This window comes from Rhizobium mayense (assembly GCF_030272705.1).
In the GTDB taxonomy this organism is placed as follows: domain Bacteria; phylum Pseudomonadota; class Alphaproteobacteria; order Rhizobiales; family Rhizobiaceae; genus Rhizobium; species Rhizobium mayense.
Genome location: NZ_JARFYM010000024.1, coordinates 65,901 through 90,945 on the forward strand (window position 1 = coordinate 65,901; position 25,045 = coordinate 90,945).

At 59.4% G+C, this 25,045-nt stretch carries 21 protein-coding genes and 1 riboswitch; of the genes, 12 read left to right on the forward strand and 9 right to left on the reverse strand.

Features of this window, described 5'->3' with window-relative positions; genetic code table 11:
* Positions 1-2 precede the first annotated feature (2 nt).
* The 3 genes from PY649_RS23895 to PY649_RS23905 form a co-directional block, all read right to left on the reverse strand.
* Positions 3-2,072, reverse strand: coding sequence for an acyltransferase family protein (locus PY649_RS23895; protein ID WP_285871252.1), 2,070 nt, complete (start codon positions 2,070-2,072; stop codon positions 3-5).
* Positions 2,073-2,367: 295 nt separating this feature from the next.
* A complete protein-coding gene (locus PY649_RS23900; protein WP_285871253.1) occupies positions 2,368-3,993 on the reverse strand; it encodes a hypothetical protein in 1,626 nt (541 codons plus the stop codon).
* 513 nt (positions 3,994-4,506) lie between these two features.
* Positions 4,507-4,653 carry a DUF1127 domain-containing protein gene (locus PY649_RS23905; protein ID WP_285871254.1) on the reverse strand — a complete coding sequence of 49 codons (147 nt, stop codon included), beginning with the start codon at positions 4,651-4,653 and terminating at the stop codon, positions 4,507-4,509.
* Between the two features lie 259 nt (positions 4,654-4,912).
* Here PY649_RS23905 and PY649_RS23910 point away from each other — a divergent pair, with 259 nt between their 5' ends.
* Positions 4,913-6,028: an FUSC family protein gene (locus PY649_RS23910; RefSeq protein ID WP_285871255.1), complete on the forward strand. Its 1,116-nt coding sequence runs from the start codon at positions 4,913-4,915 to the stop codon at positions 6,026-6,028.
* Positions 6,029-6,103: 75 nt separating this feature from the next.
* On the opposite strand, the gene PY649_RS23915 is transcribed toward PY649_RS23910, so the two are convergent.
* Complete coding sequence (locus PY649_RS23915; protein ID WP_285871256.1) at positions 6,104-7,483, reverse strand: FAD-binding oxidoreductase; 1,380 nt, start codon at positions 7,481-7,483, stop codon at positions 6,104-6,106.
* 332 nt (positions 7,484-7,815) lie between these two features.
* Here PY649_RS23915 and PY649_RS23920 point away from each other — a divergent pair, with 332 nt between their 5' ends.
* The 8 genes from PY649_RS23920 to PY649_RS23955 all read left to right on the forward strand — a co-directional run bounded on the left by PY649_RS23920 (position 7,816) and on the right by PY649_RS23955 (position 16,941).
* The gene (locus tag PY649_RS23920; RefSeq protein WP_285871257.1) at positions 7,816-8,106 is read left to right on the forward strand and encodes a hypothetical protein; all 291 of its coding nucleotides are present in this window, start codon (positions 7,816-7,818) and stop codon (positions 8,104-8,106) included.
* Positions 8,107-8,302: 196 nt separating this feature from the next.
* Positions 8,303-9,376 carry a GlxA family transcriptional regulator gene (locus tag PY649_RS23925; protein ID WP_285871258.1) on the forward strand — a complete coding sequence of 358 codons (1,074 nt, stop codon included), beginning with the start codon at positions 8,303-8,305 and terminating at the stop codon, positions 9,374-9,376.
* 117 nt (positions 9,377-9,493) lie between these two features.
* Positions 9,494-10,972, forward strand: coding sequence for a DHA2 family efflux MFS transporter permease subunit (locus tag PY649_RS23930; RefSeq protein ID WP_285871259.1), 1,479 nt, complete (start codon positions 9,494-9,496; stop codon positions 10,970-10,972).
* Positions 10,973-11,094: 122 nt separating this feature from the next.
* A riboswitch (TPP riboswitch) is annotated at positions 11,095-11,191 on the forward strand.
* Between the two features lie 48 nt (positions 11,192-11,239).
* A complete protein-coding gene (thiM, locus tag PY649_RS23935) occupies positions 11,240-12,043 on the forward strand; it encodes a hydroxyethylthiazole kinase (protein ID WP_285871261.1) in 804 nt (267 codons plus the stop codon).
* Positions 12,040-12,675 (forward strand): thiamine phosphate synthase, encoded by a 636-nt coding sequence (thiE, locus tag PY649_RS23940; RefSeq protein ID WP_285871262.1) that lies wholly within the window; start codon positions 12,040-12,042, stop codon positions 12,673-12,675. The genes thiM and thiE overlap by 4 nt, the downstream gene beginning before the upstream one ends.
* Positions 12,672-13,493: a bifunctional hydroxymethylpyrimidine kinase/phosphomethylpyrimidine kinase gene (gene thiD, locus PY649_RS23945; RefSeq protein ID WP_285871264.1), complete on the forward strand. Its 822-nt coding sequence runs from the start codon at positions 12,672-12,674 to the stop codon at positions 13,491-13,493. Before thiE ends, thiD begins: the two co-directional genes overlap by 4 nt.
* A gap of 371 nt (positions 13,494-13,864) precedes the next feature.
* Positions 13,865-15,796 carry a hypothetical protein gene (locus tag PY649_RS23950; protein WP_285871266.1) on the forward strand — a complete coding sequence of 644 codons (1,932 nt, stop codon included), beginning with the start codon at positions 13,865-13,867 and terminating at the stop codon, positions 15,794-15,796.
* 23 nt (positions 15,797-15,819) lie between these two features.
* Positions 15,820-16,941, forward strand: a complete 1,122-nt coding sequence (locus PY649_RS23955) for a type 2 periplasmic-binding domain-containing protein (protein WP_285871267.1) — start codon at positions 15,820-15,822, stop codon at positions 16,939-16,941.
* A gap of 34 nt (positions 16,942-16,975) precedes the next feature.
* On the opposite strand, the gene PY649_RS23960 is transcribed toward PY649_RS23955, so the two are convergent.
* From PY649_RS23960 to PY649_RS23970, 3 genes are read right to left on the reverse strand one after another with little or no spacing between them, the layout of a single operon-like run.
* Positions 16,976-17,833, reverse strand: a complete 858-nt coding sequence (locus PY649_RS23960) for a sigma-70 family RNA polymerase sigma factor (RefSeq protein ID WP_285871269.1) — start codon at positions 17,831-17,833, stop codon at positions 16,976-16,978.
* Positions 17,834-17,865: 32 nt separating this feature from the next.
* The gene (locus PY649_RS23965; protein WP_285871270.1) at positions 17,866-18,180 is read right to left on the reverse strand and encodes an EthD family reductase; all 315 of its coding nucleotides are present in this window, start codon (positions 18,178-18,180) and stop codon (positions 17,866-17,868) included.
* Positions 18,181-18,216: 36 nt separating this feature from the next.
* Positions 18,217-18,522 carry a putative quinol monooxygenase gene (locus PY649_RS23970; RefSeq protein WP_285871272.1) on the reverse strand — a complete coding sequence of 102 codons (306 nt, stop codon included), beginning with the start codon at positions 18,520-18,522 and terminating at the stop codon, positions 18,217-18,219.
* Positions 18,523-18,806: 284 nt separating this feature from the next.
* On the opposite strand from PY649_RS23970, the gene paoA reads away from it, so the two are divergent.
* From paoA to PY649_RS23985, 3 genes are read left to right on the forward strand one after another with little or no spacing between them, the layout of a single operon-like run.
* A complete protein-coding gene (gene paoA, locus PY649_RS23975; RefSeq protein ID WP_285871274.1) occupies positions 18,807-19,469 on the forward strand; it encodes an aldehyde dehydrogenase iron-sulfur subunit PaoA in 663 nt (220 codons plus the stop codon).
* Positions 19,466-20,416: an FAD binding domain-containing protein gene (locus tag PY649_RS23980; RefSeq protein ID WP_285871276.1), complete on the forward strand. Its 951-nt coding sequence runs from the start codon at positions 19,466-19,468 to the stop codon at positions 20,414-20,416. The genes paoA and PY649_RS23980 overlap by 4 nt, the downstream gene beginning before the upstream one ends.
* 9 nt (positions 20,417-20,425) lie before the next feature.
* Positions 20,426-22,615, forward strand: a complete 2,190-nt coding sequence (locus tag PY649_RS23985; protein ID WP_285871279.1) for a xanthine dehydrogenase family protein molybdopterin-binding subunit — start codon at positions 20,426-20,428, stop codon at positions 22,613-22,615.
* A 26-nt stretch (positions 22,616-22,641) separates the two neighbouring features.
* On the opposite strand, the gene PY649_RS23990 is transcribed toward PY649_RS23985, so the two are convergent.
* Complete coding sequence (locus tag PY649_RS23990; RefSeq protein ID WP_285871281.1) at positions 22,642-22,782, reverse strand: hypothetical protein; 141 nt, start codon at positions 22,780-22,782, stop codon at positions 22,642-22,644.
* Positions 22,783-22,988: 206 nt separating this feature from the next.
* Positions 22,989-25,031: an NADH:flavin oxidoreductase gene (locus PY649_RS23995; RefSeq protein WP_285871283.1), complete on the reverse strand. Its 2,043-nt coding sequence runs from the start codon at positions 25,029-25,031 to the stop codon at positions 22,989-22,991.
* Positions 25,032-25,045 lie beyond the last annotated feature (14 nt).

The window sequence follows — 25,045 nt, forward strand, 5'->3', positions numbered from 1 at the left end:
CCTCATGAATTGCTCGGCGGACTCGGCTTACGCTCCGGGGATGTGAATACAGGCGAGAACAGATAGCTCAATCTTTTCGATGTCGTGGCCGTTATGTGGTCAGCATCCTTGTAGAGCGGCATACCATCATAAGTCGCATCACAATGCCCGTCATGGCAGATCGCCGGCAGCGGGTCGACTATGCCAGCGCCATATTTGGCAGCCAGACGGGTCAGAATGGCGCGCGACAGTGCCTGTCGTTCCGCAACGTAATTCCACGGTGGCGCAATGTCGGTCGATGTCTTGGTCATCGTGGCCTTGGCGATGGCTTCCGGCATATAACGGCCCATCTCCGGCACGTCCATGACCAACACGACCTTGGTTCCCTGCTGCGCCAATTCCGCCATGAGACGATCCAGGGATGCCGTCACCGCGGCGGATTTGTCCTGCAACGGCGGCGGTATCGACGGATCGAAGTAGACACCTTCTTTCGGCAGTTCTGCGTCGTGCACGTATTTCGGCCAGTAGGCGATCAGGAACACCAGCGGTATGTGCTTCGATCTGACTAGGTCGCGAACCGCGCCGTTGAAATCGTCGCATCGCTTCACGCCGCCATGAGCTGGAAGGTGCGCATCCGGTAGCGGAGCACAGGACGCATGCCCCGCAAACAGACCGGAAACACTAGCCTGTTTTGCAGCCCCATCGATCGCCGGAGACATGGCTCCGGAATGCGAGTCTCCCCAGACGAGGAAGGTAGGAGGATTCGATCCGTCAACGCCGAGCGTACAAAGTTTGCCGGCACGTATGTCGGCTACAGACGGACCGGTCGTATCGGAGTCTGCAAAGCATGGCGGTTCGCCGAAGCGGCTGATGTCGTAAGTGGCGGCGTAGACCTTCTGCACGTCGGCAGGCAGGCGACCCGGCACGCCGACGTCGCGAATGACATAGTTGCCGAAGACGACCATCGCGACCATGACCGTTGCCCCAGCCGCAAACAAGGACCGTCGACCCAGGCTGCCGCCACGACCGCGAAAGGGACGCTCGATAAACCGCCACGAAAATGCGGCAAGAGCAAGCGAAGCGAGGACGATCAAGCCACCCTGGGCCTGGGAAAGCTCCCGCCCAGAGATTTCGCGGCTGAAGACGATGATCGGCCAATGCCATAGATAGAGGGAATAGGAAATCAACCCGACAAATACCAGAGGTTTTGCCCGCAGCGCCCGGCCAGCCAATCCGTATTCAGCTCCGGCATAGATCACCAGGGCCGCTCCAAGGCAGGGCAGCAAGGCTGCCGGGCCGGGAAACTGGGTATGGTCGGTGAAACCGAAGACAGCGATGGCGATCAAGCCGATGCCCAGGGCGGCCAGGGCCTCGCGCGTTGCAGGACGCGCCGGCCTCGGTATCACGTTGAAAGCCAGCATAGCTCCGAGAAGCAGTTCCCAGGCGCGGAACTGCAGCAGGTAGAATGCCGCCGTCGGGTTTCGGAAGACCGTCCAGGCACTCGCCGCGAATGAAACGATCAACAGGCCGAGCAGAACGTGCACCGTATGGCGCCGTGCAAATCGGCTGACAGCAATCAGCAGCAGCGGAAACAGGATGTAGAACTGCTCTTCGACCGCGAGCGACCAGGTATGCAGCAGCGGCTTCAACTGGGCGCCGATGTCGAAATAGCCGCTCTCTTTTTCAAACTGAATATTCGAGGTGAACAGCGCGGCCGCCTTGAGGCTGCGGGCGAAATATTCCAGTTCGACCGGCATCAGAAGCAGCCATGCCGCTACGGACGAGGCCGCAAGAACAGCAAAGAGGGCCGGAAAGATTCGCCGTATCCGCCTCTCGTAAAAGCGCAGGATGCTGAAATCTCCGCCTGCGATTTCGCCTGAGATCAGCGTGGCCATCAGGTATCCGGAGATGACGAAGAAAACGTCGACACCAACGAAACCACCGCTGAACCCGGGAATGCCCGCGTGGAACAGCACGACCGGCAGGATCGCGAGCGCACGAAGTCCGTCAATATCCGCTCGATATTTCAAATGGCCAGGCACAGGCTGACGCATTAGCCCCGGAGGAGAATCACGCAATACTATGAGATTCAAAATTATCCTCCAAAGACCGCGGTGGGTTCTGCGTCTGGCTTGGCTGAGTTGTTATAGGAGCGAACTGACGCCAGGCTGAAAAACGAGCCGGCAAAGGCCCATGTCATGCCTCTATTCGGCTTATTTAGTCGAATAGTTTAGCTTTGGTCGACCTTAGTGGGCCGGACAGCTTTTGAGGAGCGGGTCGGTGACGAGAATGGAGATCGAGCATGATCAACATAACACTGCGTAACCTGGTCAAACCTATGGCAGACGGCCTCACCGCGAGCGGACGAGACGCTCTGACTTCAAGAGATTAGAGCGATGCGCGAGCACTGCCCGGCTGAAACGTCAACTGCGCGGCAGCGTCAGCCGTTCGATCCAGGACCGTCATTGCCTGTGAGATCAACTCATCGAGCGCATCGGCGCTTTCGCAAGCCTGCACGATCAATGGGGCGCTCAGGCATATCCGTAAAGCGCTCGCCGGCATGTCGCCGAAATCGGCGCAGCGGACGGGCTGACCGAGACGCACCGGCACAAGGTCGCCATGCTCGACGGCGAGATTCCTGTAGACCGCGGCCGTCTCCGTGGCCGTCAACATGCCTCCCTGATGGGGGTTGCGGAGATAGAATGAAAAGATCGACGGTATCTCATCCCAGCATACGGCGTCCGATCCGTCCCACAGAGGCTTCCGATCTATCGGCCGACCGTCAAGCAGTCTAAATGCGCTGCCTTGCTCGAGCCGCTCTCCCACCGCTCTAGCGAAGGCGGACAGCACGGCGATCACCTTTTCCTCGGGCGCGCGGACAAAGCGTTCAAGTTCGAATAGGGCCGCCTTCCATCGCAACAGAAGGCCGAAATTGGCGCGATGCGGCAGCACATCCCGGGCTATCCAGCCTTCCGGCCAATCCGCTTGCGCGCAATAGTCGGCAAGCGCCGCCGGCAAAGTCCGCGGCTTCAGGCGATCCGACATCCGAGGCGAGCAGAATAGCGCCCCGCTGAAAATCGGACCGGCGAGGAATTTGGAACCGGTGACGGCCACCAGGAAATCATGCGAGAGATAGGCACCGATCGTTGCCGCGGAGACACGAAACTGGCAGGCGTCGATCATGATATCGAGCATGGCGCCGAAACGCGCCTTCAGACGGAAGACCGCTTCGAGTCCCGGCGCCAACAAGCTGGTTTTGGAAACATCCGTGACAACCAGCAGGCATCGGAGACCTGCCGCACGGGCAAGTTCGATCAGCCCCCGCAGCTCGAACTCGATCTCTTCATCGCTTCGCAGCGTACCGTCCGCATTGCGCACCGCGACCGAGGTATTTCGCGTGGCATGCCCGGGGCTCAGTTCTTCACCCTTGGCGACGGGGCAAGTGTTGCTGACGCGGCTCATGAAGTGGCGCCCGGACGCGGCGGCCATGACCCCGCTCCCGGTCTCGTTGCCCATCAGCGTTATGGTCATCAAGGTCTGATCATCTTGGCGCGCAAGCAGCGTCGCGGCGAAAAGATGGATATCGGTGCCGGACGTCGCCATGATGACATCCACAGGCGAAGACCCCAGCCCCCGATCGAGGCCCAGCAGACGCAGCAACTCTGTCCGCGCCTGCGCGATCTCCCGCGCATAGATATCGGCCGCCGGGCCAGTTTCCAGTTCCCGCAGAAGATCCGCATGATAGGCGCCGACCGCCGCGAAAGCCGATGCGGAAATGGTCGATGCCGTCGAGGAACCGAAGGCCAGGTCCTGCGGCCGGGGCGATGGGCCGTAACCGTACATGTTGAGGCCGGTCGCCGGCTCGCATTCCAATCTCTCGTCTCCGCCGGAGATCAAGCAATTGAGAAGCGCCTCCCTGCCTTTGCCGGACTGCTCCAACGGCGCTCCTGCAGACTCAGCCGCTTTGCTGCTCAAGGAGGAGCCGGGCATGCGGTCGTCAAAGGTCTTCAGCATGCGGGAGCGTTCCTCTTATGTCCGGTTGCTTTCGGGCACGGAATATTAGGACAAACAAGATGGAGCGAAGCTGACTTGCCGATTGGTCCTGGCGGCGGCATGGCGGCACAGGGAATCGATCAACCGAGTTCTCTGATTTTTCCGAAGCTCAATACGAAAAAGCCTGCCGCGGGAGGAGGTGCGGCAGGCTTTCGAAAAGAACCGAACGGCAGCTGGGAGGAGGAGTGCTGCCATTCCCGCAGACGACCTCGGGAGGAGGATAAGGGCGCCCGCATCACGAAGGGATGCGGGAGGAGTGCACCGCTTCGATGGCTGTCACCCTATCAGCAATTTGCTCAGTTCATAGGCATTTCTTTGCAGGGCAGGCATGCGTTATGCGAAATGCGGGAGGCTTTTCGGGTTTGACTTATGTTGGACTGCCGGGACAGCCAACTCGCAACGCAAAAACAAAAGCGCCCGCTCGGGAGGAAGCAGGCGCTGGCGAATAGTCGAATTTTGAGGCGTTATGTGCCGTTAGCGAGCAACCGCCCCGCGGGCAATATTGTGAATATCAGCGCGAGCGATACCAAGGTCATGCAGTTCGCGAGTGGACATACGACCCAGTTCGGCGACCGTTTGACGGTACTTGCGCCAGTTGTTGAAAGAGCGTGCGACGTTCATGATGATCCCCTTTCCTTGGGCATTCGAAGCCGAGCTGCCATCCGTGGCGCTCCATTCGCTTCGATAACACTGATATAATATGCGGCCCTCGATTGTTGCAGCGCCAAGGCTTCACTGCACCCATGCGTCTGGCGCATGGGTCGACGGTATCATCCTGACCCGACTTCGGGGCTGAATGGACATGGTATTTTTCACGGCGTAGATTTATTCCTGTCGTTGATAATCGAACAGGACGAGCGGGCGTGGAATGCTTCGGGATATGCTAGACCGCCAGTGGTACCAGCGCCTCGTGGCGGAGGCGAATGAGCTTTTTACCCCTGGCCCGCGCATGGTCGACGAACTCGAATGCGTCGCCTCGGTGCTCCTCGCAATCGTCCTCGGTCATCTCGCCGACGTGCAGAACATCTCCTGGGCTGCGTTCTCCGGCTATATGGTCATGCGCGGCCACATCTCGGAGAGCCTGCTGCGCGGCGTACTGCGCATCATCGGCACCATATCCGGCGCGCTGTTGGCGCTGATCGTGACCCCGCTGGTCTGGACCAGCCCAACAGCCTCGGCGGCGTCCTTGGCGTTGATCGGCGGCGCCACGCTCTATGGCGCGCTTACGAGCAAGCGCAGCTATGCCTGGTTGTTCGTCGGCTTGACCTTTGCCATGGTCCTATTGGACAAGCTCGAACACCCTGACCTCGTGGTAACTGCCTTCGTCTCGACACGCATACGGGAGACCGTCGCGGGCACCCTCGCCTGCGTGCTGGTCAGCATGGTTTCGACCTACACGCTTCGACGGCGTTGGCCAGGCCCGCCACGCCCGCCGACGCCTCGCTTCGGCTGGAACCCCGAAGTTGCCCGCCACGCCGGCCAGGCTGCCGTCGCCCTCGCCATGCTGCCCTTCCTCCGGGCGGTGTTTCAGATCCCGGAGCTTACGCAAGGCGCTGTCAGCATAATGGCGCTGATGCTCATCCCGCTAAGCGGCATCGGCAAGAGCGGCCTCGTTCCAGTGAGCCGCCGGATCCTGCTGCGGGTGGCGGGATGCGTCTGCGGCGCAGCCCTCGCGGCGCTGTTCCTCTTCCTGGCGCATATCTCGGCGCAAGCGGTCGCCCCGGTGTTGATCGTCGGGACGATGCTGGGTGTGATCCTGGGCCGGCATATCGAGAACGGCAAGAGCGTCATCGCCTATGGGGGAACCCAGTTTACCCTGGCAATCCTGGTGACGCTGGTGCCTGACGGCTATGTGCATGCCGAGATCGACCCCGGTGTGGCGCGGCTCACCGGGATATTGGTGGGCATCCTGCTTTTGGTGCCCGTGCTCGTCGGATGGCATCTGGTCGCGGGAGCGATGGGAGAACGCCCCTCCGATCGCTCCCCTCAAGGCTGACAGGATCTCGTAAGACGGCTTCCTTCGAGGGAGCGGCTATGTCGTGATTTGCCGAGGTCGCTCGCCACATACTCCTCATGGTGGCACGCAGATGTTCTGGTTCATTCGAAACAAATTGCCGGGATCATATTTCCTCTTGATCCGGAGAAGCCGCTCGAACACCTCGGGCCCAAAGGCGTCACTTACAAGATTTTCGCCCTCTCCGAGACCTGGGAAATTCAGGTAGCTCCTCCCGGTACTATGAACCTGCATGTCGTTCCAAACCGACTTCACCCATGCAGTGTTGGCTTCGTCATCCGCCGGCGACGACCAAATGGCGTCGAGGCTGAGCATGAAAGGCATGGACCTATCGCCGAAGGCCGTGGCGTCGGCGGCGATGCTGGCCACCTGCCCACCAAACTTCCAGACCGATGCGAACGTCATCTCCGACGGCCGCCTATCCAGTCCCGCCACGATGGCCTCGATCGTCTCGTGCTTCAGATGCGCGAGATAGGTGGACTTCCAGTAACACCGGTCGCGCCCCTTTGGGAAAAGACCGTCGTAGAGCGTCTGCAAGGTGCGGTAGGGCATCCGGTCACTGAAATCCATCAGGGGGGCGCCGAACTGACGGAGCGGCCTCGTAACGAGTTCCCCAGTCTCCGCCGGACCGTCGAAGACCGTCGCCAAGCTCAATACCCTGCGGCCCCAACAATCCTGCGGATATGCCGGATCGTGAGGAATCGTGGAGAACTCCGCCAATCCCGTAACCTCGTCGGGCGCGTCCGCCATGTAGTCGCGCCACCGAGTGAGTACCTCCACAGCCCTCTCCTCGGGATAGACTGGCGCGCAGAACATGAGCAGCGGCGGGATCTCATGCAGCATGAACTCGAAATTGACGACGATACCGAAATTGCCGCCTCCACCCCTAAGCGCCCAGAAGAGATCCGGATTTTCGGAAGCGCTGGCGCGAACCAAGTGCCCGTCGGCAGTCACCAGCTCTGCCGAGACTATGTTGTCGCAACTCAATCCATGCTTTCCCCGCAGCCATCCGATGCCGCCGACAAGGGCAAGACCAGCCACGCCGGTCGCCGAAATTAGGCCGCCCGGCGTGGCTCGGCCGAACGGCGTCGTCGCCCCGTCGACGTCGGCCCAGGTCGCGCCCCCTTCCACGAATACGCGATCAAGCTCGGGAGGCACGCGCACGGAGTTCATCCGCGACAGGTCGATCATCATCCCCCCATCGCAGACGGCGTAGCCGGCGACGTTGTGGCCGCCGCTTCGCACGGCGATCAGGAGATCGTGCTCCCGAGCATGGTTTACTGCCAGAACAACGTCGGCGGCGTTGCGACACCGCGCGATCACGGCAGGCCGCCTGTCGATCATGCCGTTCCAGACGATCCTGGCCTGCTCGTATCCGGCATCATCCGGTTCCAGCAGTTCTCCGTGAAAGTCGTCGCGTAGCTGGTCAATCGACATGTCGAACCCCCATCTTCTGCTTGAAATGCATCGAAGCTAGTTCGACAGCGGATGGCGTGCTAAAGCTATAAATGCCACAACCTGGCGATTTCCGCCATTTTGTCGGGTAATCTTGAAGACCTCAGGCAACCGTCCCCTGAACGTGGTGATCCTCGCCGTCCCGGCAGCGACGCCTCGACCCTTTACGGCATGCTCGATCTGCTCTCATCGCACGGTCGCGACTGGCCGTTCATAACCAAAGGCGAGATCTGCGAGGCACGGATGCGGGCGCTTCGAGAACCGCCACGGTAAGGAGGGGGCGGTCTATTCTTGCGGGAACCGTCTCCGCCGTCATGGGATTCCCGCGCGAAGGCGAGCACGCGCTGCACGTCTCCTTCGAGGAACGCGACAGTATGGCGCGTTGGATCCGCGACTTCGGGGGCACGGTGTTCGCGAGCGAGCCTAGCCTCTCCGACGACAGCCTCGTGGAGTGGTTCGGGCCGATGCGCTCCCCATGCACGATCCGGCGGCAGGCCGCGAGCGTTGACGTCATCGATCAGATACGCCGGAAAGCGCGTTGCTATTTCGTCAAGCGTGTGCTGCGCCGTGCGTTGAATTTGGCGAGCGCGCATGAGGTTCAATAAGCGAGATGCCTCGCGAAGTCCCATGCCAGCCATGGCCAGCAGTTCTCCGCGAAAGCCGTTGCGTAGCTGGTCAATCGACATGTCGAACCCCCATCCTCTGCTTGGAATGCCTCAAAGCTAGTTCGATGTCGGATGACGTGCTAAAGCTATAAGTGCCACAACCTGGCGATTTCCGCCATTTGATCGGGTGATCTCGATGACCTCAGGCAACCGTCCGCTGAACGTCGCGATACTCGCCGTCCCGGCCGCGACGGCCTCTACCCTCTACGGCATGCTCGATCTGCTTTCATCGCCCGGTCGCGACTGGCCGTTCATAACGAAGGGCGAGATCTGCGAGGCACGGATGCGGCCTTATGTCGTCGCCAGAAGCGTGGAGGATTTCCGGGCGATAAACGAGGTGCGCGTCCACCCCGACTTTGCCCTGCACGACTGCCCGCCCCCGGACATCATCTGCATTCCCGACTTCTTTGTGAACCCGGGCGAAAGCGTTTCCGGCCAATATGATCCCGAGGCGCAATGGCTGGCCGAGAACTACCGGCGAGGATCATTGCTGGCCAGCGCCTGCTCCGGGGCCGTGCTATTCGGCGAGGCGGGACTGCTTGCGGATTGCGAGGCGACCATACATTGGGGCTATGTATCGACGCTGTCGGACAATTATCCTCGCGTGCGAGTGCAGACGAACCGATCCCTTGTCCTGACGGGTGAAGGCCAGCGGATTGTCATGGCCGGAGGAGGTTCGAGCTGGCAGGATCTCGCCCTTTACGTCATCGCGAGATTCGTAGGGCTGAAGGAGGCGATCGAAGTTGCCAAGGTCTACATGCTGCAGTGGCACGACCTTGGCCAGCAGCCATTCGCATCTCTCACCTGCCATCGGCACTCGGACGATCCTATGATCGGCAGTTGTCAGGAATGGCTGGCGCTCCACTACCGGACACGCGCACCGATCGCATCGATCATCGAACGATCCGGGTTGCCGGAACGATCCTTCCTCCGCCGTTTCACCAAGGCGACCGGGATGAAACCGATCGACTATCTCCACGCGGTTCGCATTGAGGAGGCCAAACAACTGCTCGAGACAAGCGAGCTGAGCGTGGAAGTCATAGCCGATGAGGTCGGCTATGAGGATGTCAGCTTTCTGAACCGTCTGTTCCGACGTAAAACTGGTTTGACACCCGCCCAATACAGGCTTCGTTTCGGCCATTTATCAAAGCTGGTGGCTAGCGCACACAGCGACTTCGCCCGTCCGCACGTTCCGGCAGCGCAAAAATAATTCGCTGCACGTGTCGCAAATTCATGCACCCGTTCGTCATAAGAAGGAACGACCCCAAACAATTCAGCGCTCCAGGCAATTCAATTGCCTTTTCCGATTTCAAGTCAAGGGAACACCATGACGACCGACGCTCAAACTGTTGCCAATGCGGAGCAGGATATCCCCACCGTGGAAGACCGTAGCGCCCGCAACAAACTCGTTATCGGCCTGCTGTTGGTGTCGGCTTTTGTCGTCATCCTCAACGAAACCATCATGGGTGTCGCGCTGCCGCATCTGATGGCCGATCTCAATATCACGGCAAGTGCTGCTCAGTGGCTCACCACGGCATTCATGCTGACCATGGCCGTCGTCATCCCGATTACCGGATATTTGCTGCAGCGGCTCAATACGCGGCCCGTATTCATTCTCGCCATGTCGCTGTTCAGCGCCGGTACGCTCATTTCTGCACTGGCGCCGGGCTTCGCCGAACTTGTGCTCGGGCGGATCGTTCAGGCCTCGGGCACGGCGATCATGATGCCGCTGTTGATGACGACGGTAATGACCTTGGTGCCGCCGGAATCCCGAGGCCGAACCATGGGCAATATCTCAGTCGTTATTTCGGTGGCGCCGGCGATCGGACCAACCATTTCCGGCCTGATCCTTTCGACGCTTGAATGGCGCTGGCTCTTCCTGTTGGTGTTGCCGATTGCGCTTTGCGCATTGGCGCTCGGGGCTTCGCGGATGAGGAATGTGACCACTCCAACCACCGCGCCGATCGATATTCTTTCGATCATCCTCTCCGCTATCGGCTTCGGCGGTTTCGTCTATGGCCTCAGCGGCCTCGGCGAAGCGGCGCTTCATCAGCCAGTGCTATCGCCGTGGTTTCCGCTCCTGATCGGCGGTGTGGTCATCGCGGTTTTTGTATTGCGCCAGTTGCGGTTGCAGAGACAAGATCGGGCACTGCTTGACCTGCGCACCCTGACCACGAAGACATTCACGATCGCGATGGTGATGATGGCCATCCTGATGATGTCGATGTTCGGCGTCTTCATCCTGCTTCCCATCTATTTGCAAAACGTGCTGGGACTGTCGACGCTGCAGACCGGGCTGCTATTGCTGCCCGGCGGGCTGATCATGGGCCTTTGTGCGCCGAGGGTCGGGCACCTCTTCGATAAATACGGCCCAGCGCCGCTGATCATACCGGGCGCGATCATGCTCAGCGTGGTGATGGGCGGGTTGACCCTCATACAACAGGACACGCCTGTCTGGATGCTGCTGATCGCCCATATCGTGCTCAGCATCGGCCTCGCACTGATGTTCACGCCGCTGTTTACCGTCAGCCTGGGATCGTTGCCGCCAAACCTCTATTCGCACGGTAGCGCCATGCTCGGCGCAACCCAGCAGGTCGCCGGCGCGGCCGGTACGGCATTGTTCGTCGCAATCATGACCTTGCGGGCCACCAGCCTTTCCGCCGGTGGCGCCGGTGTCGCAGCGGCAACGACCGGGGGCATCAAGGCGGCGTTTCTCTGCGGGATGATCATCTCGTTGGGAGCGATCGCAGCAGCCTTGTTCATCAGGAAACCGGAACACGGGCCGGGTACAGGGCACCACCACTAGACGAAATGATGTGTCTGCCATGCCTTCTCGTTTCTGAATTCAGGCATCCGACCTCCGCAAGCTTGATCAGCTCGTAACGATTTTCTGGTGACAGAGCGGTCTTTCTCTGCGAAAAGGACGGTGATGAGAGACAGGGGCGCCCATAGCATGATGGGCTGAGAAGCACCCTTTGAACCTGAACCAGATAATGCTGGCGGAGGGAGTCGCTCGGGGTCCGGCACACTGTATCGTCACCCCATGCGTCTCGCCCCGCCCGAAAGGGGCGATATGCAAAACCAGACCACTCCCGGCACTCTGTTGACCGCCATGCGGGCGAACCCTCCGCTGGTGCAATGCATCACCAACTACGTTGCGATGAACATCGCCGCCAATGTAATGCTTGCCGCCGGCGCCTCTCCGGCGATGGTGCATGCCGAAGAGGAAGCCGGCGAATTCGCAGCCATCTCCGGCGCATTGACGATCAATATCGGCACCTTGTCCACCGGCTGGATGGCCGGCATGGTATCGGCCGCGCAGTCGGCGACGAAGGCGGGCAAACCTTGGGTTCTCGACCCCGTCGCCCACTATGCAACGTCCTTCCGGCGTAAAGCGGTGGCAGAATTGCTGGAGCTCAATCCGGCGATCATCCGCGGCAATGCGTCTGAAATCATTGCGCTTGCCGGCGGCACAAGCCGTGGCCGGGGCGTCGACAGCCGCGATCCCGTCGAACTGGCCGAGGAGTCTGCAACCCTGCTTGCCCGGAAATATCGGTCCGTTATCGCAGTCACCGGCGCCACGGATTTCGTCACCGATGGCAACAGAGCGGTGCGCATAGAGGGTGGCTCGCCATTGATGACGCAGGTTACCGCGCTCGGTTGCGCGCTGACCTGCCTCGTTGGGGCATTCGCGGCGACAAGGCCGGAAGACCCATTCGATGCGTCCGTCGCAGCACTCACCGCTTTCGCAGTCGCCGGCGAACGGGCAGCCCGCGAAGCAGCCGGCCCCGGCTCCTTCTCGTGGCGTTTCCTCGACGCACTTGCGGCACTGGATGAAACGGTGATCGACCGGGAAGCACGGATCATCCCGGCATGAAAAGCTTCGATCTTTCCCTCTACCTCGTTCTCGATCCGGTGCTCTGCGCCGGTATCGGCATGGTGGAAACCGCGCGTGCCGCCGTCGCCGGTGGTGCCACCTTCGTGCAATTGCGCGATAAGCATGCCTCGACCGCGCACATGATCGAAACCGGTCGAGCACTGAAGCAGGCGCTGGCCGGCACGAAGGCGCGCCTCGTCATCAATGACGACGTCGATGCAGCAATCGCAATCGAGGCCGACGGCCTGCATATCGGCCAGGACGACATGGACGCCCGCGCCGCACGTCGTTTGATCGGCCCCGAGATGATCCTCGGCCTCTCCGTGGAAACGGAAGCGCTTGCGGCGGCCATCGATCCCGGCATCGTCGATTACGCTGGCATCGGCCCCGTTTTTGCGACGCCGACCAAACCCGACCATAAACACCCGATAGGCTTTGCGGGACTGGCGCGCATAGTCGATCTCTGCCCCGTTCCTTCCGTCGCGATCGGCGGCCTGAAGGCGGAGCACGCGGCCAGTACCCTTCTGGCTGGAGCCGACGGCCTTGCCGTCGTTTCCGCCATATGCGGCACGCCGGATCCGCAGGCCGCGGCAGCCGACATCGCGAGGGCCATCAGAAAGGCGCACCTATGATCCGAAACGTTCTTTCCATCGCCGGCTCGGACCCCTCCGGCGGCGCCGGCATTCAGGCGGACTTGAAAGCATTTTCGGCCCGTGGCGTCTATGGCATGGCGGCGCTGACCGCGCTGACGGCCCAGAACACGCAAGGCGTTTCCGGCGTCCACCCCGTTCCTCCGCAATTCGTCGCACAGCAGATCAAGGCTATCTTTGCCGATGTGCGCGTCGACGCCGTCAAGATCGGCATGATTGCGAATGCTGCAATCGCCGAAGCCGTCGCCGAAGCGCTCACTCCGCACCGAGACCTTCCCATCGTGCTTGACCCGGTTATGATCGCCAAGGGCGGAGCAGCGCTTCTCGCTGCGGATGCCGTCGACGTCCTGACCAGCAGGCTTCTCCCGCTTGCCACCTTGTTGACGCCCAACCTGCCGGAGGCGGCCGCACTTCTGCACGAACCCGTTGCCGAAAATCGCGAGACGATGACCCGACAGGCAGAAGCCCTGGCAAGGCTCGGTCCGCTGGCCGTTCTGGTCAAGGGCGGACATCTTGCGGGCGATGAAAGCCCGGATGTGCTCGCAAGTCCGGAGGGTCTGACCTGGTTCGAAGCCGGCCGCGTTCCGACCAGGAACACCCATGGGACCGGCTGCACCCTTTCCAGCGCTTTGGCAGCGGAGATCGCGAAAGGCTCGTCACTGACCGACGCCGTCACCACAGCCAAGCAATACCTCGCGGGTGCGGTTGCGGCCGCCGATACTCTATCGGTCGGCACCGGTCACGGGCCGGTTCAACATTTCTACGAGCTTTGGCCACATGAAAAAGAACCCTTGGCATAAACCTGCCCTAGGTCAAATAGCGCACGTGAGTCCTGGTCGCGCGACGAGAGCCCAGACCACCATAGCTGATTGTTGTTGTCAGATATTTCAATGACATGGGAAGCCAACTTACGGCAGGATCTGAACCTAAGTCGACTCATGGTGGAACATGAACTCCTTACAGCGCAGTTGACGCAAGTTTTAGGTGTGATATATTTCACTTTCACCACCATGAAAAGAGTGAACACATGATCAAGTTCTTATTGATGATGAGTGTCCTCGCTTTTGGAATTGCTGGCTTTGTCGCCGTTGACAACAAAGCGATGGCTGCCGGCCCCTGCAATTCATCAGCTCAAAACTGCCCCTGAGCGTTACAGTTCGGACGCCCGGCGATGAACGATTTGATCTACGCGGGCGCAATTGTAGCCGGGGCGGTGACGCTGCTGATCGAGGCATTCCGGAATTTCAATTCGCAAACGGGCGATCATCCGTTCTCGCTGCACCCGATTCTCAAAGAAGTCGAGGTCAGGAGCCTCTGTACGACCGGTGAGATTATTGCCGGTTTCACATTTTATGCCGCCCTGTATCTCATCGTCTACGCCGTCGTTCTGGGGTCGGCGGAGGTCTATGGGCTGTTGCTGAGCGCGAGCAAGGCAAGAAGCGAAATCGGCGCCACCGACAACGTCCTTATGCCGGCCAGTGACCCATCGCTATTGTCTGCGTCGGGTTACGGCAAACCCATCTTCGTTTCCGCTCTCTTGATTTCATTCCTGTCGATTGGCGCCGTCAAACCTATCGAAGCGACGATGAGAAGCCTCGCCCATCGCATGGCCGGCATCCCCCGCGGCGTCTATAGGGTCATAGAGAGCCTACGTGGCTTGGACTACGACGAGTTTACGAAAGATCAACCGGGATTGTTGGTCACAAGTTTTCGCGCCGCGACTGAATCAATCAGGAATAAAGCGGATCATGGGAGAAAAATTGCGGAGATTGAGTCGTCATTGGCCACGATTGACTATCTGTCAGTCGCCACGAGCGCGAATAATCGAATGCTATATTTCCCGCTCTATCAAATGTCTGAGTTGGAATCACTGTCGAACAAACTCGATGGGCAACTCGCGGGCCTGCACGTCATCATAGCTGATTTGCAGAAAAAGCTTCAATCCAAAGGCGAGGACGGGGAAACACAGCCCGACTTGCATGAAACCTGGGACGCGCTTTCGAAGCTCCAGCGCGAAGCGGCGATCGTGCGATCGAATACCATGGCGGTATTCGCCGTCCTGTTCGTGCGCAATAACAGGTCAGTCTTCAGCCAAAGCGGCTTGCTCCGTCGGGGAGCCCCAAAATCCGGCCGGAAAACCTCAAGAAAAGAAGACACAAAACCGCCGAGCCCGATGGAAAAAACCGTAAAGCGCATCCAGGAAAAATATAACGCCGAGCAAAACTCATTCGCAATCAGTATGGTCGTTGGCTTGGTCGTAGGCGCGATCGTGACTTTTCTTGTTTACGACCAATGGCGCGACTGGAAAGTGGAAAGCGATAAGAGCGTGTATAGCGAACAAGCACGCCTCTTAGAGAACGAAATCAATGAGCAAATAAAAGCAAATAATGATGCAGCAAATACTAAGGATAAGGCCGAACCTGTTTGTTCGCCAACTGTCAACAATTACGATGAGTGCAAGACGAACGAAGCCAAACGCCGATATAATCTTTCACAACGACCAATTTTCGTCGAAGCGACGGCCTGGGACACGCTTCATTCGGGACTGCTGGTTTTTTTGAGCGTTTTCTTTGTGCTCGTCGCGCGCGAGGTGCGCATCGAACAACAATCATGGCGAACGGACTGGAAATTCTACCAGTTTCCGTTCCTGACGCTGCTCGGGATGTCCTTCCTGTCAGGGCTTATCGCAATTTTTGCGTCGGCTGCAGTCAACTTTGCTAAGCTGGCATGGGCGGTGAATTTTCATCTGACACAAACGCAGATCATCTTTTTATTCGAACAATCGGGGGAATTCTTTGCCCTCCATTTCGGGGCCGGGCTGATCCTGTCATTTGCAGCCCTCGTCATCATGGACAAGCACAGACATCTCAGTGTGTTCTGGACAGTATTAATCAGTATTATTTTCTCTGCATTATACGCTGCGTACATGTGGCTTGCGATTTTCCTGACCTATGGATCAGCGCTTCCCGCGGCACCAAAAGCGGCTTTAATCTCACAACAACTAAGAGACACATTTATATTTTGCTTGGTGCCGTTTCTATTTCTCCTGACATTTGCCGTCATGCTTGAGATTACGGAGGCTGGAGACGACGACGTGAAATAGAAAGTGGACTATGGGGGAGATCGATGAACACCGCACTGCTTAGTTCGCTTTTCGCGTGTTTTACCCTTATCGCGGGAGGGTTCGCGCAAGCCGAGCCTCCGCAGCAACCGCCAATCACAACATGCAATGAGAAAACGCTGCTTTGCATCGGGGTTAGAAGCGATGCCCGGCCCTTTTCCTACAGGTCGAGTCTGCCCGGTGAGAAGGCATCCGATGCCGCGCGCGGTCCGTTGGAAAGAGCCGGGTACACGGGTTATATGGTCCGAATATGCGATGCCGCCCTTGCCGAAATGATTTTGGATGCAAAGCCAGGCGAATTTACCTTCAATGATATCGGCACCTACGATATTGACCAGGCGCGCGATAATGAGGCTTCGGCAGATACGTCCACCTCCGCGGGCAAAGACGCCGCAACAACGAACGACGCCACATCCCCTATAAACGATTCCCGCTTTCTCAACCTTGGCGTCAAATTCGACATACTCTGCGATCCGGCAACGATTACCAATGAACGGCGGAACGGCTTCATAGTTTCTGCGCCGCTCTTTTTGACCGGAATAAGCTATATCACGCGCAAGGGAGAGGACCCGCCGGACAAGATCTGTTCTGACCCCGATAGGCCGCTAATCGGTCTTGTAGGGGGAACCACAGCTCAGAAGGAGGGAATCAACGCTCTACTGATTGCGCATGAGCTCCCCAAATTCGACGAGGCGCTCATCGATTACTTACGTGGCGATCCGACGAAACCTGATCCAACCCCTTTGTGTGGGAAGAATACTGAAAGCAGGATCAAGTCCTATCCAGGGTATACGGCTGCCGCACAGGCTTTCTGCCATGATGACTTTCACTACTTTGTGGGTGACCTGGAAATCATTACCGAAAACGTCAAAACGATCCCGGGATGCGCATATGACAACGGCACGAGGACCTACACGAATGATCGCTACGCGATCTTCGGGAAAGCTAGGCCGATGAGTGATACCTCGCGCCAAATGCAGGTCGCCCGGTTTTTTGAGTTTCTTTCGCAAAAGGTCGTGTTCAACCCCTCCATCCTCGACAAGGCATTCAGCGACACGTTCCAGGGTGCTACTCCCAGCCACAAACTTGAGGTGTTCTACTGGAGCGTCCGAGGGGAGCGCGAATAAGACGTCATAGCCGCTTCAAGAGCCGCTCATGAGCTTAGCCCAAACGCACCCAATCTATGGTTTCGAGCACATAGGGAGCGAACAGGAAATCGCGGATCTCGATGATCCGGCTTTCCGACCAGCCGACCAGGACAAAATGCGCAGGTCTTTCCATCGGGCCGTTGCTGTCGAAAACCAGCATGGCCGGCTGTCCTTCAACCGCGCCGAGGGCGAACCGCCATTTCGCCTCTTGCGCATAGCGCGTGAAATAAACACCAATCTTCTCGCGGCCTTCCAGCCGGAGCCGGTTCACCAGCTCGAGCTTGACGTCATCAGCGAGCATGGCGCGGATTGCGTCGAAATCGCCACCGCGAAACAGATCGACATAAGCGGTAATCTTTCGCCGGTCGGAATCGGACATCAGCGGCAGCCGAATGTCTTCGGGCTCTTGCGCAAGTTGCCGTAGCGCGGCCCGCCCTCGCTGGAGCGCCGATTTGGCGGCTGCCGGTGAGCACTCGGCAACGCCTGCGATCTCCTCGACCGAATGACCCATTACATCCTTGAGGATCACCGCGCAGCGCTGAAGTTCGGGCAGCCGCAGAAAGGTCTGAAAGCTGACCGCGACGATGTCCGTCTCGGCTATGGGCGCGGCTTCAACGTCTTCGGTGAGCGGAACGACGGTGTTCCGGGACCTCTGGCGCAGGAAATCGAGGCTCGCATTGTGGGCGATGCGAAACAACCAGCCCTCGATATTATCGACCTCCGCACCCTGGGCTCGCGCGTGAAGGGCCTTGACGAGGGTATCCTGCAAGACATCCTCGCCATTGACCGCCGATCCCGTCATGCGCGCGCAGTAGCGATGAAGCCGTGGCCGCAGCGCTTTCAGGAAATCTTCGAATTCGTCGGTGTTCATGTATTGAGACCTACGACGCCTTTGCCTTCTGTTCAAACGTCCCTGTTGTCGAAAAGGAACATTTGTACGCCCGAGTCATCGGGCGCAAAAAATCGGCGGTCCGCTCCGGCTGCCTGTCCCTCCGGGCTTGCAAACGCCCTTTCGATCGCCGCAAGGTCGTCGAAATACAGCGTTCCGATCCGATGAATAGCGGAGCTTCCTATCGGCGTTGCGATGGGGCCGTCGTTAACCTCGTATTTCCTGAGCCCCGGAATCTTCTTGGCGAGAGGCACGTGGATTTCGAAGTAATGTCGGTCAAATTCCTCGACGTCCTTCGGTGTCGGGTAAATAACGACCATCCGAGCCATTGCAATTCTCCTTTGTTACTTGCGTGACCTAAACACTCACCGGGTTTCGCCGAACACCGCTGACCCCATCATCGAGTCCAAGCTCGCCAGCTCCATGATCTTCGGCAAATAGGCTTGCATGCGCGGATCGCTGCGCATCGCCTCGACGGCCGCGGGCGTCGCCCACTCGGAGTAGATGACGACGCCGGCGCCGTCCTTTGCAGCGATCAACCGGGTCGTCTTCCAACCGTGGAGCGTGCGGACCACCGTTTCGGTGTTTTGCTTCAAGAGTGCGATCAGGGCATCCTGTTGGCCGGGTTTGACCTTCAGCACATTGACCAAAATAACGGGTTCGTCGGACATAGCGTATCTCCTTCTGTTTCAGACACACAAATGACGACGCGAAAGGCGGAAACGGATCGCGACGGAGAAGATTTTTTGTAAATCGCCTCGCGCGCACCTCTAAGCTAAGACCAATCGTGTGTGCCTGTTCGACAAGAATGGGCTGCGGATACACGCTTGATCCAGCATGCCCGCGCAAACCTTCGGGAGCTAAAGTTTTCGTGATGATGTTTTGATCCGTTTTGCATGGAATTTGCCGCGTCACCGCCTAGCCTCTCTTGCGGACGTCATCGCAGGAGTTCGCCATGGAAGACAAGGATCTCTGTCGGATCGGCATTACGCGCCGAGAAGTTCTCCAATCAAGTGTCGCAGCCGCCGCGGTTTTGGCGATCGGTCCGCTGGCTGACAAATCCGATGCCGAAGCCGCGGTTGTCAATACCGTCGATCCAACGGTGCCGACTGCGCATTTCGATCTGAATATCAACGGCACCCGTCATGATTTGACGCTGGATACCCGAACCACACTTCTCGATGCCCTGCGCGATCACCTTCATCTGACCGGCAGCAAGAAGGGCTGCGACCATGGTCAATGCGGCGCCTGCACCGTCATGGTCAATGGCCGGCGCATCAACAGTTGCCTCACCCTTGCCGTCATGCATGAGGGGGATGAAATCACCACCATCGAAGGCCTGGGCACGCCCGACCGTCTGCATCCCATGCAGGCCGCCTTTGTGGCTCATGACGGCTTTCAATGCGGATATTGCACGCCCGGACAAATCTGTTCCGCCGTCGCCATGCTGAAGGAAATCGAGGCGGGCATCCCAAGCCATGTCAGCGAAGATATCCAGAACGTGGCTTTCTCCGACAACGAGGTCCGCGAGCGCATGAGCGGCAATATCTGCCGCTGTGCCGCCTATCCGAATATCGTCGCCGCAATCCGTGATGTTCAAAGCGGAGAACGCATATGAGACAGTTCACCTATGAACGCGCCGCAACGCCCGCCGCCGCCGCCGATGCGGTCGCCAATCACGAGAACGCCAAGTTCATCGCCGGCGGGACGAATCTTCTCGATCTCATGAAGCTGGAGATCGAAACACCGGCCCATCTGGTCGACATCAACCATCTCGGCCTCGACACGATCGAGGCGACACCGGAGGGCGGATTGCGGATCGGCGCGTTGGTACGCAACACGGATCTTGCAGCCAACCGCACCGTGATGGAACATTATCCCGTTCTTTCTCGCGCTCTTGTCGCCGGTGCCTCCGGGCAGTTGCGCAACAAGGCGACCACGGCGGGAAATCTCCTGCAGAGAACACGCTGTCCTTATTTCTACGACACCGCTCAACCCTGCAACAAGCGCGTCCCCGGTTCCGGCTGCTCCGCTCTCGGGGGTTTCAGCCGCAATCTCGCAATTGTCGGCGTGAGCAATGCCTGCATCGCGCAGCATCCCTCGGACATGGCCGTTGCGATGCGGCTCCTCGACGCAGTCGTCGAGGTGGCCAGCGCCGATGGAAAAACGAAGCACATTCCGATCGCGGACCTGCATCGGCCGCCGGGCGATACGCCGCATGTCGAAACCGTCCTGCAAAAGGGCGACATGATCACATCGGTCATCCTGCCGAAGCCACTTGGCGGGCGGCATATCTATCGCAAGGTCCGCGACCGCGCGTCCTACGCGTTTGCGACGGTATCGGTTGCGGCGGTCATTCAACAGGACGGGTCCGGCAGATTTGCCTTCGGCGGAATAGCGCCGAAACCCTGGCGCGTGGAAAGTGCCGAAAAGGCGCATGCAAGCGATGCCAAACGCCTGACGGATGCCGTTCTCGCCGATGCACGGCCGACCGAGGAGAACCGGTTCAAGGTGGCGCTGTTGGAGCGCACCGTTGCGTCCGTTCTGACTTCGAGAACGCTTTAGGAGTTAGCCATGCTCTTCAATAGCCCCGCCCCTCGCAACCCGATCGACAATGAGACCGTTGTCAGTCATCCGCATGTGCGCATCGACGGCCCGCTCAAAGTCTCGGGGCAGGCACGCTACGCCTATGAATATAATGACGAAATCCCGAACGCGGCGTACGGTTTCATCCTCGGCGCCGGCATCGCGACCGGCTCGATCCGGTCGATCGACACGAATGCAGCGGAGAGCGCTCCAGGCGTTCTGCTGGTTCTCACATACAAGAATGCCCCGAAGCAGGGCGACGATGGCTCGCCCCAGCTTCAGGGCGCGGATATCAAGCATTATGACCAGGCCATCGCATTCGTCGTCGCAGAAACCTTCGAGCAGGCCCGGGCCGCCGCGCGCCTGATCAAGATCGAATATACGAAGAGCAAAGGGGCTTTCGACCTAAACGCGGTCAAAGACACCGGAAGCATGACGAGAGCCGCGGCAGATACCCACATGGGCGATTTCCAGAAGGCATTTTCGACGGCCGCAGCTAGCGTCGATGTCACCTATACGACGCCAAACCAAAGCCACTCGATGATGGAGCCGCATGCGAGCATCGCCAAATGGGACGGCGACAAGCTGACCGTCTATATGGCGCATCAAATCATCCATTCGGCGCAAGCCAATATTGCTGATACATTCGGCATACCGCAGGACAATGTACGGGTGGTGTCTGCCTATATCGGCGGCGGCTTCGGCTCCAAACTGGTCGTCTATGCCGATCCTATCCTTGCAGCAATGGCCGCAAGGCAGTTGGGTCGTCCGGTCAAAGTGGCTCTCACCCGGCCACAGATATACAACCACACAACGCACCGGGCAGCGACAATTCAGCGTTTGCGCCTCGGCGCCGGGCCTGACGGACGATTGACGGCGGTCGGCCATCAGGTCTGGTGCGGCAACCAGCCCGGTCACGGTCCCGAAAACGCAGCGGCGCAGACCAAGTTGCTTTATCCCGGCGACAACAGGTGGATCGAGACGCGGCTGAGCGAGCTCGATCTGCCCATCGGCGCCGCAATGCGGGCGCCCGGCGAGGCAGCCGGGCTCCTGGCCCTGGAATGCGCGATGGACGAGCTGGCCGAAAAGCTCAATATCGACCCGGTGGAACTGCGCATTCGAAACGACATCCAGTACGATCCCGAGGTCGGGCCGAGCAGACCTTTTTCGACGCGAAAGCTGGTCCAATGCATGCAGACGGGTGCCGAGCGCTTCGGGTGGTCGAAGCGCAACCCGAAACCTGGGCAGGTCCGAAACGGCGAGTGGCTTGTCGGGATAGGCGTTGCCGCCGCCATCCGCAATAATCCGGTGCGGCCCTCAGGCGCCCGCGCCACGATTGATCGCAACGGCATTCTGACCATCGAGACCCAGCAGACCGACATCGGCACCGGCAGCTACACCATCCTTGCCATGATCGGCGCCGAGATGCTCGGGCTGCCGGTGGACTCCGTTCGGGTCAAGCTCGGCGATAGCGATTTCCCCGAAGCCGCCGGCTCCGGCGGCTCCTTCGGCGCCAATTCGTCCAGCACCGGCGTCTACTATACCTGCAGCGCTCTGCGGGACGAAATCGTTCGTCGATCCGGACTTAACACAACTGACGTATCTTTCTCGGATGGCTCGGTGATATCGCAAGGCCGCTCGATCCGGTTGGCTGATATCGCAGGCGATGCCGGGATATCAGCCGAAGAGAAGGCGGAATTCGGCGATCTGCAGAAGAAATTCGCGCAGGCCGCCTTCGGTGCTCATTTCGCCGAAGTCGGCGTGGATATCGCAACCGGGGAAATCAGGGTCCGGCGCATGTTGAGCGTCTGTGCCGCCGGTCGCATCATCAACCCGATGACGGCCCGCAGCCAGTGCCTTGGTGGCATGACGATGGGAATAGGCGCGGCTCTGATGGAAGAATGCATCGTCGACAAAAGATACGGCTATTTCGTCAATCACGATCTGGCGGAATATCAGGTGCCGGTGCATGCAGACATACCGGATCTCGATGTGGTGTTCCTTGATGAAGTTGACGATCAGTCATCGCCGATCCGCGCCAAAGGCATCGGCGAACTGGGTATCTGTGGCGTGGGAGCTGCAGTGGCAAATGCCGTCTACAACGCCTGCGGCGTGCGGGTGAGAGATTATCCGCTGACGATGGACAAGATCATAGCTGGATTGCCGCCCATCGGGTGACACTGGTTGGGCTCGCTGGCAGCGCTTTATTCTTTCAATTCCCGCTCGAATTCTTCGATCTGCTGGAGAACCCATGGATCATCGGCGGAATATTGGATGGTTTCCCGCTCAATTCGCTTCCGGCGCCGCTCCAAGATCCAGTCAATTAAAGCGAGAAGCAGCCGCATTGCGCCTATCCGTATCGTTTGGAGATCTGAGAGGCCCGGCCACCTGCCTCGTGAGCTATATCGGTAGCCGAGCCTCAATCAGCCGCAAGGCGTTGCGGCGGTTGCCTATTTGCCTTTCGCTAAATGAATGGTAGCTGAACATATATACACTTTATAAGTGAATAGTTATATTCTCCGCAACGCTCAGGACCTCTACTGCCGAGTGATCAGAGCATCGAGCAGTAGCGCAGAGCGTCGTAGATCGCCGCATGGATGTTGCGGCTCGCCACGGCATCGCCGATCCTGATCAGATCGAAGGCGCCCTCGCCGTTTCGTTGCGGCAGTGGCGGGCGGCGGGCAATCAATGCCTGATAATCGACGGCGCCAAGATTTCGCGAGGCTGGCTTCAGCTCGAGGTACAGCTCATCATTGGCCATTGTGCCATGCTCGACGACGACCTGCGATACGCGCCGCTCCCATTCCGACTTTTCCGAAAAATCCGAGCTCAGGACCGCAATCAGCGCATTCCCGTCGCGGCGGACCGACTTCAGCCGGGTGTTTATCGTCACCCTGACGTTTCTCTCTGCGAAGGTTTTCGCATAAGGCACATGGTTCATGCCGCCCATTTCCGGCGCGAAGAAGCGTTCGGGTGAGACGAGCTCCAGCTCTGCGCCGCTATTGGCGATGACTTCGGCTGCCGACATGCCCTGATGGCCACCATTGTCATCAAATAGCAAGACTTGGCCCTCGGGCCTCACAGCGCCGGCCAGAATATCCCAGGACGAGGTCACGAGTTGATCGCCCGCGTCGAGCTCGGGCGATTGCGCGATGCCGCCCGTCGCGACAACAACGATATCAGGCTCGAATGCCAGAAGGTCGTCCGCGCCGGCGTAAACGTCATAGTGGATCGCAACGCCAAGGCGTTCCAGCTCCGAAAGCCGCCAGTCGACGATACCGATCATCTCCTTGCGGCGCGGATTGCGGGTGAGAAGGTTGATCTGCCCGCCTGCCTTCCCGGTTGCTTCGAGCACATCGACCCTGTGGCCACGCTCGGCAAGGACGCGCGCCGCCTCCAGGCCTGCGGGACCGGCGCCGATCACGACGGCCTTCCGAGCCACGGATGCCCTTTCGATCTGATGCGGCATCTCGGCCTCGCGACCGGTCGCCGCGTTATGAATACAGAGCGCCTCGCCGCCTTCATAGATGCGGTCGAGACAATAAGTTGCCCCGACGCAGGGACGGATGCGCGCCTCCTCACCGGCCATGACCTTGTTGACGATGTGCGGATCGGCAATATGGGCGCGCGTCATGCCGACCATGTCTAGCTTGCCCTCCGCGATCGCATGGCGTGCTGTCGCGATATCGGCGATACGGGCTGCGTGGAAAACCGGGAATTTGGTTGCCGCCCTGACCTCGCCCGCGAAATCGAGATGCGGCGCCGACGCCATGCCCTGGATAGGGATGACGTTGTTGAGCGCCGCGTCATGATCGATATGTCCACGAATAACGTTGAGAAAGTCGATACTTCCGGATGCGGCAAGGCGCCGCGCGATCTCGATGCCCTCTTCCCGCGACAGGCCCTTCTCCCAATCCTCGTCGGCGACAAGCCGCATGCCGACGATGAAATCCGGACCGACCGCCTTGCGGATGGCCTCGGTTACCATCATCGAGAAGCGCATGCGATTTTCGAGCGAGCCACCGAAGTCGTCGTCGCGCTTATTCGTCGCCGGCGACCAGAAGCCATCGATCAGATGGCCGTAGGCTTCGAGCTCGATGCCATCGAGGCCGGCTGCCTGCATGCGCTGCGCGGCGGCGGCGAAATCGGCAATGATGCGCTCGACATCCCATTCTTCGGCCGCCTTCGGAAAGGCGCGGTGCGCCGGCTCGCGGATCGGCGACGGTGCAAGCACGGGCAGCCAGTCACCCCTGTTCCAGCCTGTCCGGCGACCGAGATGGGTAAGCTGGATCATCACGGCCGCACCATATTCATGACAATCGTCGGCGAGCTTTTTCAGCCACGGAACTATCTCGTCGCGATAGGCGTGAAGATTGCCGAAGGCTGGCGGCGAATCCGGCGACACGACAGCAGATCCTGCCGTCATAGTCAGCGCAATGCCGCCTTTCGCCTTTTCGCGATGATAGAGCCTGTAGCGATCCGTCGGCATGCCGCCCTCGGAATAGGCCGGCTCATGTGCCGTCGACATGATGCGGTTCTTCAGGGTCAAATGCTTGAGTTGATAGGGCTGAAGCAAGGGGTCGTTGGAGGTCATGTCGCTGTCATCGC

What these genes read in the sequence shown, in the direction of transcription:
- PY649_RS23900 (WP_285871253.1), bottom strand. Translation starts at nt 3,993, where the DNA reads ATGCTGAAGACCTTTGACGACCGCATGCCCGGCTCCTCCTTGAGCAGC.
- PY649_RS23985 (WP_285871279.1), top strand. Translation starts at nt 20,426, where the DNA reads ATGCTCTTCAATAGCCCCGCCCCTCGCAACCCGATCGACAATGAGACC.
- thiE (WP_285871262.1), top strand. Translation starts at nt 12,040, where the DNA reads ATGAAAAGCTTCGATCTTTCCCTCTACCTCGTTCTCGATCCGGTGCTC.
- PY649_RS23995 (WP_285871283.1), bottom strand. Translation starts at nt 25,031, where the DNA reads ATGACCTCCAACGACCCCTTGCTTCAGCCCTATCAACTCAAGCATTTG.
- PY649_RS23965 (WP_285871270.1), bottom strand. Translation starts at nt 18,180, where the DNA reads ATGGCTCGGATGGTCGTTATTTACCCGACACCGAAGGACGTCGAGGAA.
- PY649_RS23970 (WP_285871272.1), bottom strand. Translation starts at nt 18,522, where the DNA reads ATGTCCGACGAACCCGTTATTTTGGTCAATGTGCTGAAGGTCAAACCC.
- PY649_RS23955 (WP_285871267.1), top strand. Translation starts at nt 15,820, where the DNA reads ATGAACACCGCACTGCTTAGTTCGCTTTTCGCGTGTTTTACCCTTATC.
- PY649_RS23990 (WP_285871281.1), bottom strand. Translation starts at nt 22,782, where the DNA reads ATGCGGCTGCTTCTCGCTTTAATTGACTGGATCTTGGAGCGGCGCCGG.
- thiD (WP_285871264.1), top strand. Translation starts at nt 12,672, where the DNA reads ATGATCCGAAACGTTCTTTCCATCGCCGGCTCGGACCCCTCCGGCGGC.
- PY649_RS23950 (WP_285871266.1), top strand. Translation starts at nt 13,865, where the DNA reads ATGAACGATTTGATCTACGCGGGCGCAATTGTAGCCGGGGCGGTGACG.
- PY649_RS23925 (WP_285871258.1), top strand. Translation starts at nt 8,303, where the DNA reads ATGACCTCAGGCAACCGTCCGCTGAACGTCGCGATACTCGCCGTCCCG.
- PY649_RS23910 (WP_285871255.1), top strand. Translation starts at nt 4,913, where the DNA reads ATGCTAGACCGCCAGTGGTACCAGCGCCTCGTGGCGGAGGCGAATGAG.
- PY649_RS23930 (WP_285871259.1), top strand. Translation starts at nt 9,494, where the DNA reads ATGACGACCGACGCTCAAACTGTTGCCAATGCGGAGCAGGATATCCCC.
- PY649_RS23920 (WP_285871257.1), top strand. Translation starts at nt 7,816, where the DNA reads ATGGGATTCCCGCGCGAAGGCGAGCACGCGCTGCACGTCTCCTTCGAG.
- thiM (WP_285871261.1), top strand. Translation starts at nt 11,240, where the DNA reads ATGCAAAACCAGACCACTCCCGGCACTCTGTTGACCGCCATGCGGGCG.
- PY649_RS23980 (WP_285871276.1), top strand. Translation starts at nt 19,466, where the DNA reads ATGAGACAGTTCACCTATGAACGCGCCGCAACGCCCGCCGCCGCCGCC.
- PY649_RS23960 (WP_285871269.1), bottom strand. Translation starts at nt 17,833, where the DNA reads ATGAACACCGACGAATTCGAAGATTTCCTGAAAGCGCTGCGGCCACGG.
- PY649_RS23905 (WP_285871254.1), bottom strand. Translation starts at nt 4,653, where the DNA reads ATGAACGTCGCACGCTCTTTCAACAACTGGCGCAAGTACCGTCAAACG.
- paoA (WP_285871274.1), top strand. Translation starts at nt 18,807, where the DNA reads ATGGAAGACAAGGATCTCTGTCGGATCGGCATTACGCGCCGAGAAGTT.
- PY649_RS23915 (WP_285871256.1), bottom strand. Translation starts at nt 7,483, where the DNA reads ATGTCGATTGACCAGCTACGCGACGACTTTCACGGAGAACTGCTGGAA.